Origin of the sequence: Sphingomonas azotifigens NBRC 15497 (assembly GCF_002091475.1) — a bacterium.
GTDB classification, from domain to species: Bacteria; Pseudomonadota; Alphaproteobacteria; order Sphingomonadales; family Sphingomonadaceae; genus Sphingomonas; species Sphingomonas azotifigens.
Genome location: NZ_BCTR01000084.1, coordinates 1 through 15,459, shown reverse-complemented (window position 1 = coordinate 15,459; position 15,459 = coordinate 1). Strand labels below are relative to the sequence as shown.

Genomic DNA, 15,459 nt, shown 5'->3' with positions numbered 1-15,459 from the left:
GGGGGGGGGGGGGGGGGGGGGGGGGGGCTGACAAGGAGAGGGCGGACTACGCTGCCGCCATCCCCTCCCCTAGCCCCTCCCGCAAGCGGGAGGGGAACCATCACCGAACGATCAGAAAATTCATCCGCGCCGCCGCGATCGGCCGGTCTTCCTCGTCCTGCCACGCCACCGCACTGACATTCGCCACCCGGTTGCCAAGCCGGGTGACCGTGCCCTTGGCCCGCGTCGCCTTCTCGCGCCCGCCGCGCATATAATCGACGGTGACGTTGACCGGCTTCACCTTCGCCCCGCCTTCGGCCTCCAGCGCCTGGAGCAGCGCGCCGACCGCCGCCATCTCGAGCAGCCCGCCGATCGCGCCGCCATGCAGGAACCCCGGTCGACCGACCACATCGCCCGAAAACGGCATCACCAGCACCGGCGCATCCGCCCCCGGCTCGACGGTAAGCCCCAGCAGCACGGCATAGGGAGGAAGCTTCACCAATAGGCCTCCGCTGCCATGAACGTCCCCGCGACATGCGCCAACGGGTCGGCCGGATCACCGTCATGAGCCTGACCGCGCACAAAGGCGATCGAGCGTGTAAGCCGATAGCATTCGGCCCGCCCGATCACCGTCTGCCCGGTCCGCGCCGGGCGGAGATAATCGATCCGCAGGTCGAGTGTCGCATGCGGTAAGAACCTGCCCACCTTGAGCCACACTGCAACGCTGCTCGCCATGTCCATCAGCGCCAGGATCGGTCCCGAGGCGAGCACGCCCGCCTCCTCCTGCCCGACAAGCTCTGCGCGCCAGGGCTGTTCGAGCTCGGACCAGTCTTCGCCATGGTCGCGGTACGCCACGCCCAGACGGTTGCCATGGTTTGGAAAGCGGAGCGCAAAAAATGCGCGGGGATCGAACCGGGGCGGCGCCGCGGGATCGCTGGACTGGGACATACCCACTTTTCTAGCGCCACCGTCTTGCCCGCGCAAATGCTTCGCCGCACATTGTTCGGAAACGAGAGAGGATGCCGGAATGCAAGAGCGGGTAACCTGGACCATCGAGGGCGGCGTGGCCGATGTGCGGCTGAACCGGCCGGACAAGATGAACGCGCTCGATCCGGCAATGATCGAGAGGCTGCTCGCCACGATTGACACGCTGGGCCGGGCCACGGGCCTGCGCGCGGTGGTACTCTCCGGCGAAGGCCGCGCCTTCTGCGCCGGGCTCGACATGGCGAGCATGGCGGGTATCGGCGCGGGCGTCGACATCGCGGCGCGGACGCACGGCCTGGCCAACAGCTATCAGCAGGTTGCCTGGGGTTGGCGGACGCTGCCGGTGCCGGTGATCTCCGCCGTGCACGGCGTCGCGTTCGGCGGCGGGCTGCAGATCGCAAGCGGCGCCGACATCCGGATCGCCGCGCCCGACACCCGCCTGTCGGTGATGGAGCTGAAATGGGGCATCGTGCCCGACATGGCCGGCTTCGTGCTCTGGCGCGGCGCGGTGCGCGACGACGTGCTGCGCGAACTCACCTACACCGCGCGCGAGTTCAACGCGGCGGAGGCGCAGACCTTCGGCTTCGTTACCCGACTGGCCGACGACCCGCATGCCGAAGCCTTGACGCTCGCGCACGCGATCGCGGGTCGCAACCCAGACGCGATCCGTGCCGCCAAACGCCTCGCCAACCACGAAGGCGACGCCGCCGCGATATTGCTGGCGGAAAGCATCGAGCAGGCGGCATTGCTCCGCACGCCCAACCAGATCGAGGCGGTGACCGCCAACCTGCAGAAGCGCAGCCCCCAGTTCCGCGACTAGCACGCCCATACCGCAGGTTCAAAAGCCCGCGCCGTTCCGCCAGCTTCGGCCGAACGGGTTGCAGCCGCGCGCGACACCTGCGAAACGGCCGGCGGTTTCAACCCAGACGGAGGGCGTGCGCCGATGTCGTTCAACAGCTTCGGTCGCGTGTTCCGCTTCACCACCTGGGGCGAGAGCCATGGCCCCGCGCTCGGCGCGGTGGTCGACGGCTGCCCGCCGGGACTGTCGCTGAGCGAAGCCGATATCCAGCCCTATCTCGATCGCCGCCGCCCCGGCCAGTCGCGCTTCACCACCCAGCGGCAGGAGCCGGACCAGGTCCGCATCCTCTCCGGCGTGTTCGAGGGCCGCACCACCGGCACCCCGATCGCGCTGCACATCGACAATGTCGACCAGCGCTCGAAGGACTATTCGGACGTCGCCAAGGCGTATCGCCCCGGCCATGCCGACTATGCGTACGACCAGAAATACGGCTTCCGCGACTATCGCGGCGGCGGCCGTTCCTCGGCGCGCGAGACCGCGGCGCGGGTAGCAGCTGGCGCCGTCGCGCGGCTGGTGATCCCGGAGGTGACGATCACCGCCTGGGTCGAGGCGATCGGCGGCGACGCGATCGACTATGCCAGGTTCGACGCCGCCGAGATCGGCAACAACCCCTTCTTCTGTCCCGATCCGGACGCGGCCGCCCGCTGGGAAGCACTGGTCGATGCGGCGCGAAAGGATGGCTCGTCGCTCGGCGCCGTCGTCGCCTGCGAGGCGACCGGTGTGCCTGCCGGCTGGGGGGCGCCGCTCTACGCCAAGCTCGACAGCGAACTTGCGGCAGCCTGCATGTCGATCAACGCGGTGAAAGGCTTCGAGATCGGCGACGGTTTCGCGGCGGCGGCTTTGCGCGGCGAGGAGAATGCCGATGCGATGCGGCCGGGCAATGACGGCGGCGTTGCCTTCCTCGCCAACCACGCGGGCGGCATCGCCGGCGGCATCGCGACCGGCCAGCCGGTGCGGATGCGCGTGGCGTTCAAGCCGACCAGCTCGATCCTGATCCCCGTCGAAACCGTGACGCGCGACGGCGAAGCCAGCGAAATCCGCACCAAGGGCCGCCATGACCCCTGCGTGGGCATTCGCGGCGTGCCGGTGGTGGAAGCAATGGTGGCGCTGGTGCTCGCCGATCAGAAATTGCTGCACCGGGCACAGGTCGGCTGAACTTGCGCTCGACTCGCCCCTGAAGCGTTCGCTTTTATCGTCTAATCGAAATCAGTTGGTGAGACTTCTTGTCGGCTTGATGGTTAATCTTCCGTTGGCATGATCAACAGAAGGATGCCGAGTAATGTATATCAAGACGATTCTCGCTGCCGCCACGCTGATCGCTGCCCCGGCCGCATTTGCACAGCAGACCACGCCGGGCCAGACGAGCCCGGGCGGTTCCTCCACGATGGATCAGGGCACCCCGGGCCAGACCAGCCCAGGCCAGACCACCTCGCCGACCGATCCGTCGATGAATCCGTCGACCACCACAACGCCGGGCGGCACCACCGGTGCCGGCACCACGAACACGCCGGATTCGTCCACGACGACGACGACGTCGCCGGCCGATCCGAGCGCGAGCACGACGGGTACCACCACGGGTGACCAGACCGGCGACAAGCCCAAGCGCAAGCGTCCCCGCTAAGCGCTGATCGAGGCCGAGGAACCTTTCCCCCTTTCGGTCCTCGCCTCGAACCGTGAGCCGCCCGGCCCTCCCCGAGGGCCGGGCGGTTTTCGTATCAGTCGGCGAAGGGGTCGCGGACGAGGATGGTGTCCTCGCGCTCGGGGCTGGTGGAGACCAGCGCCACCGGGCACTGGATCAGCTCTTCCACCCGGCGGATATACTTGATCGCCTGCGCCGGCAGCTCGGCCCAGCTGCGCGCGCCGAAGGTCGATTCGGACCAGCCTTCCATCGTCTCGTAGATCGGCTCCACCGCCGCCTGGTCGGGCGCGCTGGCGGGGTAATAGTCGAGCACTTCGCCGTTCAGGCGGTAGCCGGTGCAGACCTGGATCTCGTCAAACCCGTCGAGCACGTCGAGCTTGGTCAGCGCGATGCCGGTGATGCCCGAGACCGCGACCGACTGGCGCAGCAGCACCGCGTCGAGCCAGCCGCAGCGGCGCTTGCGCCCGGTAACGGTGCCGAACTCATGCCCCCGCGTGCCGAGCCGCTCGCCGACCTCGTTCTCCTGCTCGCTCGGGAACGGGCCCGATCCGACGCGGGTGGTATAGGCCTTGGCGATGCCGAGCACGAAGCCCACCGCGCCGGGGCCCATGCCGCTGCCGCTCGCCGCGGTGCCCGACACGGTGTTGGACGAGGTGACGAACGGATAGGTGCCATGATCGATGTCGAGCAGCACGCCCTGCGCGCCCTCGAACAGGATGCGACGGCCGCGCGACCGCGCCTCGTTGAGCATCTTCCACACCGGCTGGACGAAGGGCAGCACGAAGCCCGCGATGTCGCGCAGCTCGTTCAGCAGCCCCTCGCGGTCGATCGGCGGCTGGCCGAAGCCGGCGCGGAGCGCATCATGGTGCGCAGCGAGGCGATCGACCTGCGGCCCGATCGCGTCGAGATTGGCGAGGTCGCACACCCGAATGGCGCGGCGGCCGACCTTGTCCTCATAGGCCGGGCCGATGCCGCGGCGGGTGGTGCCGATCTTGCCGGCGCCGCTGGCATCCTCGCGCAGCGCGTCGAGATCGCGGTGGAAGGGCAGGATCAGCGGGCAGGTATCGGCGATCTTGAGCGTGTCCGGGGTCACGTCGACGCCCTGATCGCGCAGCTTCTCGACTTCGGCCTTGAGCGCCCAGGGATCGAGCACCACGCCATTGCCGATCACGCTCGGCGTGCCGCGGACGATGCCCGAGGGAAGCAGCGAGAGCTTGTAGACCTTTTCGCCGATCACCAGCGTGTGGCCGGCATTGTGCCCGCCCTGGAAGCGGACCACCACATCGGCGCGCTCGGCGAGCCAGTCGACGATCTTGCCCTTGCCTTCGTCACCCCATTGGGCGCCGATCACTGCCACATTTGCCATGGATACACGTCCTCCGCCTGCCGGGCGGACCCTGGCCGCCCTTCGACAGGACTCGGCGGCAGGGACTGGTCAACCGGACGCGTCGCCCGAAGCCGCGGCGCGAATGGCGAACCGCGACCGCCAGGTCAAGCCTTTCTTGGCCGTCAGGCGTCCAATGCGGCGCGGATCGCAATCGCCAGCGTGGCGATGTCGAACGGCTTGGCAAGGATATTCTCGTCCGGCCCTTCGATCGGCGCATCCGGCGCATAGCCGCTGGTGAGCAGCACCTTCAGGTCCGGCATCCGCGCGCGCACCCGCGCCGCCAAGTCGCGCCCGCTCATCTCCGGCATCACCACGTCGCTGAACAGCAGCGAGACCTTCTGGCCGCGCTCGAGCAGCCGCAGCGCCTCGATCCCGTCGCGGGCGAACACCACGCCATAGCCGAGTTCGCGCAGCGCCTCGACCGAATAGGTCCGCACCCGGTCCTCGTCCTCGACGACCAGGATCACTTCGCTTGCGCGGCCGCGCGGCAGGTCGCGGGCGGTGGCGGTCGCCGCCGGGCTGGGCACCGCTTCGGGCCGCGCCGGCAACAGCACGCGCACGCAGGTCCCGTGATCGGGTTCGCTCTCGATCGTGACATGGCCGCCGGATTGCCGCACGAACCCGAACACCTGGCTGAGCCCGAGGCCGGTGCCCTTGCCAACGCCCTTGGTGGTGAAGAAGGGATCGAAGGCGCGCGCCGCGACATCCGCCGGCATGCCGGTGCCGGTGTCGCGGATGCGGATCTCGACATAGCTGCCGGCGTCGATCTCGTGCGCGGCGGCCTGTTCGGCATCCAGTTCGCGCGGTTCGGTCTCGATCGTCAGCGTGCCGCCATTGGGCATCGCGTCGCGGCCGTTCACCGCCAGATTGAGCACGACGTTTTCGAGCTGGTTGCGATCGGCGACGACCGGATCGAGCCGGCGGGCGAACCGGGTTTCGATCACCACGCGTTCGCCGAGCGTGCGGACGAGCAGCTCGATCATCCCGCTCAGCATGTCGTTCACGTCGAGCGCGGTCGGCGCCAGCGGCTGGCGGCGCGAGAAGGCGAGCAGCCGCTGGGTGAGCGCCGCGGCGCGGCTTGCGCCGTCGCGCGCCGCGATCAGGTAGCGATCGATGTCGGTGCGCCCCTGCGCCACGCGGCGCTCCATCAGGTCGAGCGCGCCGATGACGACCGCGAGCATGTTATTGAAGTCGTGCGCGATGCCGCCGGTAAGCTGGCCCACCGCCTCCATCTTCTGCGCCTGGCGAAGCTGTGCCTCCGCGGCCATCAGCCGTTCGGTCCGCTCGCGCACCGCCGCTTCCAGTTCCTCGCGCGAGCGGGCGAGCACCTCGCGTGCATCGACGATGTCCTGAATGTCCGTCGAGGTGCCGAACCAGCGGACGATTCGCCCCGCTTCGTCGCGCAGCGGCTGGGCGCGGCCCAGTGCCCAGCGATAGCTGCCGCGATGGTTCCGCATGCGATATTCGATGCGGTACAGCTCGCCGGTGCGGACGCAATGTTGCCACGCCGCTGCGGCGCGGGCCTGGTCGTCGGGATGGAGGACCTTGGTCCAGGCATCGCCGTCGGTGCTGCCATGGGCGGCACCGGTATATTCGTACCAGCGATCATTATAGTAATCGACGGCACCCTGCGCATCGGCCGACCACACCATATGGTCGATCGAATTGGTGATCGCGCGGAACTGCGCCTCGCTCTTGCGCAGCGCCAGCACCGCATCGGCGCGCTCCACCGAATCCCAGGTGGTCTCCACCACCGTCTCGACAAAGGCGATTTCCTCCGGCTGCCAGTCGCGCGCGCCGGCATGGTTGGCGTAGAAGGTCGCCACCCACTGGCCGCCGCGCAGCAACGGCACGCCGATCGCCGAGGGCGAGATGCGGCTCAGCTGGCTGCCGGGGAACTCGGCGCTGCTGTCGCGGAACACGGCGGTGCGGCCCTGGCGATAGCGGTCGATCAGCGGCGCAACCGCATCGAGCACCCATTCGCCCTGCAACTTCGGCAATTCGCCATTGGTCCAGCACGGCCCGAGCAGAATCCGCTCGCCCGCGACGCGATAGAAACCGACCCGGGCCAGCCCCAGCTTCGTGCCCAGCTCCGCGGCGGTCATCTCCATGATCGCATCGGGCGTCTCCAGCCCGCGCTGCCGCTCGGCCAGCGCGTGCAGGAACGACTGTCCCTCGGTGGCGGTACGCAGATCCTCGGCCGCCTCCTGCGCCGCTTCCTCCGCCAACTTGCGATCGGTGATGTCGAAGCTGACGCCCGGGAAACGGATCGGCCGGCCGTCCGCGTCGAAGATGCACCGCCCCTGGGTGAGCAACCAGCGCACCTCGCCATCGGCCCGCACCACACGGAACTCCAGCTTGAGCGGCGCGCGAGCGTCAATCGCCTGGCGCACCTCCATGGCGATGCGGGCGCGGTCGTCCGGATGGATGAAGTTCAGCACCGCCTCGAACGCGCCGCCATGGGTGACGCGCGCCGCATCGATGCCGAACAGGGCCGCAAAGCGTTCGTCGCCGGAAACCCGACCGCTTTCCGCCGTCCAGTCCCAGGTGCCGATGCCCGTAGAGGCGTTGAGCGCGAGCTGCAGTCGCTCTTCGCTGCGGCGCAGCGCTTCCTCGGCCAGCGCCCGTTCGGTGATGTCGCTGGCGGAGACGAAGATCCCCGAAGGCGCCCCGAGCGCGTCCTTGATCGGCTGGAAGGCGAAATCGAGCACGCGGCGCTCCGGCGGCGCGTCAGGCCGCCGGCGCAACATCACGTCGCGGTTGAGTGCGCGATAGGCCTCGCCGCTGCGATAGACCTGGTCGAGCACGGTGACATAGCCCTGCTCGATGATCTCCGGCAGCGCCTCGGCAACGCTTTGCCCGACCACCTCGTCGCGGCCGACCAGTTCGAGATAGGCGGGGTTGGCGAGCACGAAGCGATGCTCGGGCCCTTCCAGCAGCGCGACCGCACTGGGCGCCTGCTCGAAATAATCGCGCAGCCGGTCCAGCTCCGCCCGCTGGGCACGTTCGGCGAGCACGGTCCGCGTGGTTTCATGGCCCTGGTTGAGGATGCCGAGCACCCGCCCATCGGCATCGCGGACCGGCGTGAAGCTGTAGTTCCACCAGCTGTCGCGCGGCACGCCGTTGCGGGCGATCCGCAGCAACTGGTCATAGACGACGAAGCCGCGACCGGTGGCCACCACCTCGTCCATCTGCGGACCCACCACGTCCCAGATCTCCGCCCAGACCTCGCGACCAGGCCGGCCGAGCGCCCAGGGATGCCGCTCGCCCGGAATCGGCGCCCAGGCATCGTTGTAGAGCAGGCGGTATTCCGGCCCCCAGTACAGCGCCTTGGGAAAGCGTGAGGCCAGCATCATGTCGACGGTCAGGCGCAGCGGCTCGCACCAGCGCTCGGGCGGACCGAAGGGATGCGCCGTCCAGTCAAACGTCTGGAGTAGCCCGGCCATTTCGCCGCCATGGTCCAGAAAGCGAAGCGGAGCGGCCATATGCAATTCGTTGATCATGGCCCAACCCGAAGTCAATGCGACTGGGCAAAATACGTACCAAGGGGCTACGGTTCCGTCGCGTGCGAAGTTGCAGTAAGGCGACCGCCGAAGGAGATGGTGTCAAATGAAACTAGCCAGCCTCAAGCAGGGCCGCGACGGCACGCTCGTCGTCGTTTCCAACGATCTCGCCTGGTGCGCCGATGCCCGCCATATCGCGCCGACGCTGCAGGCGGCGCTCGACGATTGGGAGCGGGTCGAGGGCGATCTGCGCAACCTCGCCACCGATCTCGAGCATGAGACCATCCCGATGATGCGCTTCCACGAGCGCCAGGCGGCGGCGCCACTTCCCCGCGCCTATCAATGGGCGGACGGCTCGGCCTATGTGAACCATGTCGCGCTGGTGCGGCAGGCGCGCGGCGCCGAACTGCCCGAGAGCTTCTGGCAGGATCCGCTGATGTACCAGGGCGGCTCCGACGGTTTTCTGGGCCCGCGCGACTCGATCCCGCTCAGGGACGAGAGCTGGGGCTGCGACCTCGAAGCCGAAGTGGTGGTCGTCACCGGCGACGTGCCGCTGGGTGCCTCGCGCGAAGAGGCGCTGGCGGCGGTGCGGCTGGTGGGGCTCACCAACGACGTGAGCTTGCGCAACCTGATCCCGGGCGAACTCGCCAAGGGCTTCGGCTTCTTCCAGTCCAAGCCAGCCAGCGCCTTCTCGCCGGTGTTCGTGACGCCCGACGCGCTGGGCGACTGGTGGCAGGGCGGCAAGCTCCACCGCACGCTGATGGTCGACCTCAACGGCAAGCCCTTCGGCCGGGTGGATGCGGGCGAGGACATGACCTTCGATTTCGGCACGCTGATCGCGCATGCGGCAAAGACGCGGGCGCTGGGTGCGGGCACGATCCTCGGATCGGGCACCGTCTCCAACCGCGATGCCGATGGCGGCCCGGGCAAGCCGATCGGCGAGGGGGGCAAGGGCTATTGCTGCCTCGCCGAGGTCCGCACCGTCGAGACGATCCTGCGCGGGGCGGCGGAGACCCCGTTCCTCAAGGCCGGCGACACGATCCGCATCTGGGCGGAGGACGACAAGCACCACCCGATCTTCGGGACGATCGAGCAGACGGTGGTGGCGGGGTGAAGGCACGGCGCCAGGGCGACTTCAGAAATCGAAGCTGCCCTGGCGTTCGACAAGCGGCCAGCGACCCAGCTCGATATGCTGATGCGCGCCAACGATGCTGTGGATCAGCACAATGTCGGTGGCCGTCCAGCAGATCGGATCGATGGCTCGCGTGAAAGCCTCCCCTGGGCGGTATAGCAGGGTAACGTGCGGGTTGCAGCGCCATGCGCTTCGCAGCAGTCCGGCAGCGGCGACGCGGCGACCCAAGGTGGCGGTGAGTTCGGTCAGTGTCTTGATGCGCCGGATGGGCCGAAGCGCGACGGAACCACGGCCACCAGAAAGCTGGTCGAGACGGAGCGGGACCGGGGATGCTGCCAGGCTCGACCCGATCGATAGCATCCCGTCGACAGCGGCGAGCGGCAGTTGCGGATAATCCTTGGTGATCGCCAGCGTCATGTGGAGGCGATCATCGGACACAATGCTCGAAGCACATCCTTGATCGTCCCGATGACCAGCGACGCGACGTCTCGCGCAATCCGCGACGCGGAAGGCGAAGAACAGCCGATGTACGATGCATGCCATCAGTGGAAATCGTGCGACTTGATCGGGATGATATCCTCGCGTCGCGACGGCCAGCTCTCGGGCGTGCGCTGCTTCGGATAGGCATGGGCAGGATCGCTCGCCCGGGTGACCTTGCGATCGCGCGAATCGATCGTGCCGCCATGGGTCGCGCCGTCGCCGGGCATCGTCATCCGCGGCAGGTCGAGCGCGCCGACGCTGCGCAGCAGGTCGGTCAGGTCGGTGATCGTCTCGGCGATCAGGTGCAACACCTCGCCCTCGCGCTGGAGGCGTCCGCGCACCGATATCATCGGCGCGGCGAGGATGATCGGGCGGTAGAGCGCGAAGCGCGCCGGCCAGACGATCGCGTTGGCGATGCCGGTCTCGTCCTCCAGCGTCAGGAAGATGCTCTTGGCGCTGCCCGGCTTCTGGCGGACGAGCACGATCCCCGCCACCTCCGCCCGCGCGCCGTCCTTGAGCGTCTTGAGGTCGCCGCACGGCCGGATCCGCCGCGCCGCCAGCGTCCCGCGCAGGAAATGGAGCGGGTGCGCGCGGAGACTCAGCTGGGTGGCGCGGTAATCCTCGACCACTTCGCGACCGGCGGTGAGCGGGGTGAGCCTCACCGCCGGCTCGGCGGCCTGGATCGGCCCCTCGATCCCGGCGAACAGCGGCAGCGGCGCCTGGTCGAGCGCCTTGATCGCCCACAGCGCCTGGCGCCGGTCCTGCCCGAACGCGCGGAAGCCATCGGCCCGCGCGAGCTTCTCCAGCGCCGCCGGGGAAACGCGGGCGCGGCGCCATACATCCTCAATCGAGGTGAAGGGGCGTTCGGCGCGGGCGGCGAGGATCGCCTCGGCATCGCGCGCGGAGAGCCCCTGCACCACCCGCATGCCGAGACGGAGGGGAAGCAACCCAAGATCCTCCCCCAGCTTGCTGGGGGAGGGGGACCGCTCGGCGGAGCCGAGGGGTGGAGGGGCCGCGCCGAAGGCGCGGGTCTTGCTGACCTCGCCGTACCACCGCCGCTGGCGCGGCGGCCCCTCCACCATGTGCTGACGCACATGGTCCCCCTCCCCGAGCTGCGCCCGGGGAGGAATTTCAGCGGCCAGCACCCGCGTATCCCACTCGCTGTCGTTGACGCACACCGCGCGCACCTCCACCCCGTGCTCGCGCGCGTCGCGGACGATCTGCGCCGGCGCATAGAACCCCATCGGCTGGGCGTTGAGCAGCGCCGCGCAGAAGATGTCGGGATGGTGGCACTTCATCCAGCTCGACGCATAGGCGATCTTGGCGAAGCTGGCCGCGTGGCTCTCGGGAAAGCCGTAGCTGCCGAAGCCCTCGATCTGCTTGAAGGTCCGCTCGGCGAAGTCCTGGGTGTAGCCCTTCTTCAGCATCCCGCTGATCATCTTCTCCTTGAAGTGCGTGACCCCGCCGGTCGACTTGAACGTCGCCATCGCCCGGCGCAGCGCATCGGCCTCGGCGGGCTCGAACCCAGCACCGACGATCGCGACCTTCATCGCCTGTTCCTGGAACAGCGGCACGCCGAAGGTCTTCTCCAGCACGTCGCGCAATTCCTCGCTCGGATACTCGACCTCCTCCTTGCCCTCGCGCCGGCGCAGATAGGGGTGGACCATGTCGCCCTGGATCGGCCCCGGCCGCACGATCGCCACCTGGATGACGAGGTCGTAGAATTTGCGCGGGCGCAGCCGCGGCAGCATCGACATCTGCGCGCGGCTCTCGATCTGGAAGGTGCCGAGCGTGTCGGCCTTCTGGATCATTGCGAAGGTCGCGGGATCATCCTCCTGCATCGAGTCCGAGGCGAGCGTGAGCTTCACGCCCTTGTGCTGCTCGAGCAGATCGAACGCCCGCCGCATGCAGCCGAGCATGCCGAGCCCGAGAATGTCGACCTTCATCAGGCCGAGCGTCTCGATATCGTCCTTCTCCCATTCGATCACCCGCCGGTCGACCATCGCCGCCGGTTCGATCGGCACAATCTCGTCGAGATTGGCCTGCGCTAGCACGAAGCCCCCGGGATGCTGCGAACGGTGGCGCGGGGTGCCGATCAGCTGGCGGGCGAGGTCGAGCGTCAGCGCGAGCCGCGGTTCGCTGGCATCGAGGTTGAGCGCGGCGGCATCGGCCTCGCTCACCCCTTCGTTGGACCAGCCCCAGACCTGCCCCGCCAGCCCGGCAGTCACGTCCTCGGGCAGCCCCAGCGCCTTGCCCACCTCGCGCACTGCGCCGCGCGTGCGGTAGCGGCTGACCACCGCGGTGAGTGCGGCGTGGCGCGCGCCATAGGTCTCGTAGATCCACTGGATCACTTCCTCGCGCCGCTCATGCTCGAAATCGACATCGATATCGGGGGGCTCGTTGCGGTCTGCGGAAAGGAAGCGTTCGAACAGCAGCTTGTGATAGACCGGGTCGATCGAAGTGACGCCAAGCAGGAAGCAGATCAGCGAATTGGCCGCGCTCCCCCGCCCCTGGCACAAAATCTCCTGCGCGCGGGCGAAGCGGACGATCGAATGGACGGTGAGGAAATAGGGCGCGTAGCCGAACTTTTCGACCAGCCGCAGCTCCTTCTCCAGCAGCTCGGCATAGGCGGGTGGCGGCCCTTCCGGGAATTTCGCGGCGAGCGCATCGCGGGCGAGCTTGGCCAGCGCTTCCTGCGGGCTGCGGCCGGACATCACCACTTCGTCCGGGTAGCGATAGAGCTTGCCGAGTTCGCGGGGGTTGAAGGCGCAGCGCTCGACCACGGCCTCCACGGCCTGCAGCGCCTCGGGCCAGGCGGCGAAGCGGCGTGCCATTTCGTGCGGGGGCTTGAGGTGGCGATCGGCGCTGCGGGCCCGGCGGAAGCCGAGATCGTCGACCGTCGTGGTGTGGCGGATCGCGGTCATCACGTCGTGCAGCATCCGCCGGTCGGGATGATGGTAGAGCACGTCGCCGGTGGCAAGCGGGGTGAGGCCATGCGCGGTGGCTGCCTCTGCCAGCCCATGCAACCGCACCGCCTCCTGCGGCCGGCGATGGCGGGTTAGCGTCACATGGCCACGCGCCCCGAACAGATCCGCCATCCAGCGCAGCGCCGCCGGGTCGCCATTGTCCGCCATGCCGGGCACCAGCGCGGCGACGAGGCCGTCGCCATGCCCCGCGACATCCTCCCAATGGAGGAAGCACTGCCCCTTCTCGCCATGCTGCGCATCCGCCCGCGCCTTGCCGATGCTGAGCAGCCGGGTGAGCCGCGACCAGGCGGCGAGATCCTCGGGCCAGACCAGCACCCCGCTGCCGTCGGTCAGGTCCAGCCGGCAGCCGGTGACCAGCCGCACGCCGGTCGCCTCCGCCGCGACCAGCCCGCGCACGATCCCGCCGACGCTGTTGTGGTCGGTGATGCCGAGCGCGGGCATGCCATAGGCTGCCGCCGCCTCGAACAGCTCGGAAGGCGCGGAGGCGCCGCGCAGGAAGGAATAATGGCTGGTGACCTGGAGCTCGCTGTACATGCCGCTCACCCGAACAGGCCGTGCAGGTACCAGCTGAGATCGCCGGTCACCTGGCGCTCGCCATCGCCCTGGCGGAACAGCCAGTAGCGGCGGCCGCGCTCGTCCTCGACGCGGAAATAGTCGCGCGTGGCATGCGTCTCCGCCGCGCGCTTCCACCATTCGCCATGGATGCGCTCGGGCCCGTCGGCATGGACCACCTCGTGCCGCTCGCCGCGCCAGGTAAAGCGGCGCGGCGGCTGGTCGGGCAGTTCGGCGACCACGAAGTCCAGCCGCTCGGGCCGGCGGAGCAGGCGGATCGGGCGCGGCCAGTCCGGATGCCAGGGCGACAGCGGGGCATTGCGATCGAGCTGGCGGACATCGTCGGCCTTCATCGGCGGCGCCTCGCGCTCGGGCGGGTCGAGCGGCGGAAGTGCTGCGGCCGAGCGTTCGGGCACGTCGCTTTCCACCGGCCGCATCCGCCACAGCCGCGCCATGCCGATCCGCGTCGCCAGCGTGTCGATCAGCGGCGCGAGATCGGGCACCGTCTCGGCATCGAGCCGTTCGTCGACCGGCAGGCTCCCAAGCGGTTCGCTGCGCAGCAAATGCAGCGTCATCGCGTCGAGACCATAGCCGGGCTCGATCTGGTCGATGCGGCGCGCGAGCAGGCGGAGCAGGTGCGCCGGATCGCGGCTGGCGCGGGCAAGACCGATGCCGATCCGCTGCGGCACGCCGTCGACCCGGTCGGCGACCAGCCCGATCCGGCGCGCGCCCTGCCCGGCTTCGGCCAGCGCTTCGGCGAGGCGGTGGACGAGATCGCCCAGCCAGTGGGCGATCGCCTCGGGGGTGGCGATCGGCTCGGCGAAACGCTGGGTGACCGCGATCGGCTCGGGCGGGGTGACCGGGGTGACCGGCTCGGGAATGCGACCCAGCGCCTGGTCGAGCCGCGCGGCGATCGTGGTGCCGAAGCGGCGGACCAGCGGTGCGCGGGGGAGCGCGGCGAGCTCGCCGATACTGTCGATCCCAAGCCGGTGGAGCAGGTCGAGCGCATCGCTCTCCAGCCGCAGCGCCTCGACGGGTAGCGGGGCGAGCCAGGCGGTGTGCTCACCGGCGGGGCATAGGAGCAGGGTCTCGGGGCGAAAACGCGCAAAGGCCCAGGCGGCGCCGGGGGTGTCGGCGACGGCGATCCTAGCGGCGAAGCCCAGCCGGGTGAGCAACGCGTGCAGGCGGCGCAGCATCCTGGCCTCGCCGCCATGGAGATGGGCGACGCCGGTCAGGTCGAGGAACAGTAGGTCGTCGCCGGCGAGGGTGACGCTGGGCGACCAGCGGCGGGCAAGGCTGTGGGCCAGCCGCTCGAGATCGGCGCGGTCGCCGTCCGGGTCGGCGGGGTCGATGCGGAGCGCGGGTACCAGCGCGCGGGCCTGGGTGAGCGCCATGCCGATGCGGATGCCGGCAGTCAGGGCCGCCGGACATGCCGCTGCGACCTCGCTGCGGCTGCCGGTGCGGCGCGAGAGGATGCGGGAACGCTCCACGCCCCCTTCATCATCCCGGCCTTCGTCATCCCGGCGAAAGCCGGGATCCATTCGCCTGGCGGTTTCGGCTCCTTCTTCGACGGAGAAGGCAATGGATCCCGGCTTTCGCCGGGATGACGGTTGTTGGTGCGGCACAGGCGCAGTAAAGGACGGCGCAGCCGCACGCGCCGCCAGCGGCAGCCGCACCACCCCGCCCGCCATCGCGCCGCCCTCGTCCGGCCGCATCCGCTTGAATACATGGTCCGCCGCTTCGCTGCGCCGGCCGAGCTCGCGCATCGGCGGCCGCTGGTGCGGCGGAAGGGCTGCGATGGCAGCATCGCGCGCGGCCCGAGCCCAGCGCGCGCCCGGCCGCCAGCCGCCGCCACGCTGGACGGAACAGGCAGCCTCCTGCTCGGCAGCGGCGAGCGCCTGAACGGAAGCCAGCCGCTCGTCGCTGTCGCTCCCCTCCCGCTTGCGGGAGGGGTTGG

The 15,459-nt window shown here is 69.3% G+C and carries 11 protein-coding genes; 4 read left to right on the top strand and 7 right to left on the bottom strand.

The window, feature by feature from the left end:
• Positions 1 to 100: 100 nt before the first annotated feature.
• Together SAZ01S_RS21665 and SAZ01S_RS21660 are read right to left on the bottom strand one after the other, a co-directional pair.
• Positions 101 to 478, bottom strand: coding sequence for a PaaI family thioesterase (locus SAZ01S_RS21665; protein ID WP_084584423.1), 378 nt, complete (start codon positions 476 to 478; stop codon positions 101 to 103).
• Positions 475 to 927, bottom strand: a complete 453-nt coding sequence (locus tag SAZ01S_RS21660) for a PaaI family thioesterase (protein WP_084584422.1) — start codon at positions 925 to 927, stop codon at positions 475 to 477. The genes SAZ01S_RS21665 and SAZ01S_RS21660 overlap by 4 nt, the downstream gene beginning before the upstream one ends.
• Positions 928 to 1,006: 79 nt before the next feature.
• On the opposite strand from SAZ01S_RS21660, the gene SAZ01S_RS21655 reads away from it, so the two are divergent.
• The 3 genes from SAZ01S_RS21655 to SAZ01S_RS21645 all read left to right on the top strand — a co-directional run bounded on the left by SAZ01S_RS21655 (position 1,007) and on the right by SAZ01S_RS21645 (position 3,443).
• On the top strand, positions 1,007 to 1,783 hold the full coding sequence (locus SAZ01S_RS21655) for a crotonase/enoyl-CoA hydratase family protein (protein ID WP_084584421.1): 777 nt from the start codon (positions 1,007 to 1,009) through the stop codon (positions 1,781 to 1,783).
• Between the two features lie 123 nt (positions 1,784 to 1,906).
• Positions 1,907 to 2,977 carry a chorismate synthase gene (gene aroC / locus SAZ01S_RS21650; protein WP_084584420.1) on the top strand — a complete coding sequence of 357 codons (1,071 nt, stop codon included), beginning with the start codon at positions 1,907 to 1,909 and terminating at the stop codon, positions 2,975 to 2,977.
• Between the two features lie 124 nt (positions 2,978 to 3,101).
• The gene (locus tag SAZ01S_RS21645) at positions 3,102 to 3,443 is read left to right on the top strand and encodes a hypothetical protein (RefSeq protein WP_084584419.1); all 342 of its coding nucleotides are present in this window, start codon (positions 3,102 to 3,104) and stop codon (positions 3,441 to 3,443) included.
• A 94-nt stretch (positions 3,444 to 3,537) separates the two neighbouring features.
• Here the strand turns inward: SAZ01S_RS21645 and SAZ01S_RS21640 are convergent, their stop codons facing one another.
• A complete protein-coding gene (locus SAZ01S_RS21640) occupies positions 3,538 to 4,827 on the bottom strand; it encodes an adenylosuccinate synthase (RefSeq protein ID WP_084584418.1) in 1,290 nt (429 codons plus the stop codon).
• Positions 4,828 to 4,970: 143 nt separating this feature from the next.
• Positions 4,971 to 8,333, bottom strand: coding sequence for a PAS domain-containing protein (locus tag SAZ01S_RS21635; RefSeq protein ID WP_245825113.1), 3,363 nt, complete (start codon positions 8,331 to 8,333; stop codon positions 4,971 to 4,973).
• Positions 8,334 to 8,457: 124 nt separating this feature from the next.
• Between SAZ01S_RS21635 and SAZ01S_RS21630 the strand changes: the two genes are divergently transcribed.
• Entirely contained in the window at positions 8,458 to 9,465 is a 1,008-nt protein-coding gene (locus tag SAZ01S_RS21630; RefSeq protein WP_084584417.1) for a fumarylacetoacetate hydrolase family protein, read from the top strand.
• A gap of 21 nt (positions 9,466 to 9,486) precedes the next feature.
• On the opposite strand, the gene SAZ01S_RS21625 is transcribed toward SAZ01S_RS21630, so the two are convergent.
• From SAZ01S_RS21625 to SAZ01S_RS21615, 3 genes are all read right to left on the bottom strand, one after another.
• The gene (locus SAZ01S_RS21625) at positions 9,487 to 10,026 is read right to left on the bottom strand and encodes a 2'-5' RNA ligase family protein (RefSeq protein WP_139810188.1); all 540 of its coding nucleotides are present in this window, start codon (positions 10,024 to 10,026) and stop codon (positions 9,487 to 9,489) included.
• On the bottom strand, positions 10,026 to 13,484 hold the full coding sequence (locus tag SAZ01S_RS21620; protein WP_084584424.1) for an error-prone DNA polymerase: 3,459 nt from the start codon (positions 13,482 to 13,484) through the stop codon (positions 10,026 to 10,028). The genes SAZ01S_RS21625 and SAZ01S_RS21620 overlap by 1 nt, the downstream gene beginning before the upstream one ends.
• Before the next feature lie 5 nt (positions 13,485 to 13,489).
• On the bottom strand, positions 13,490 to 15,459 hold a 1,970-nt coding region (locus SAZ01S_RS21615), incomplete at its 5' end, for a Y-family DNA polymerase (protein WP_245825111.1).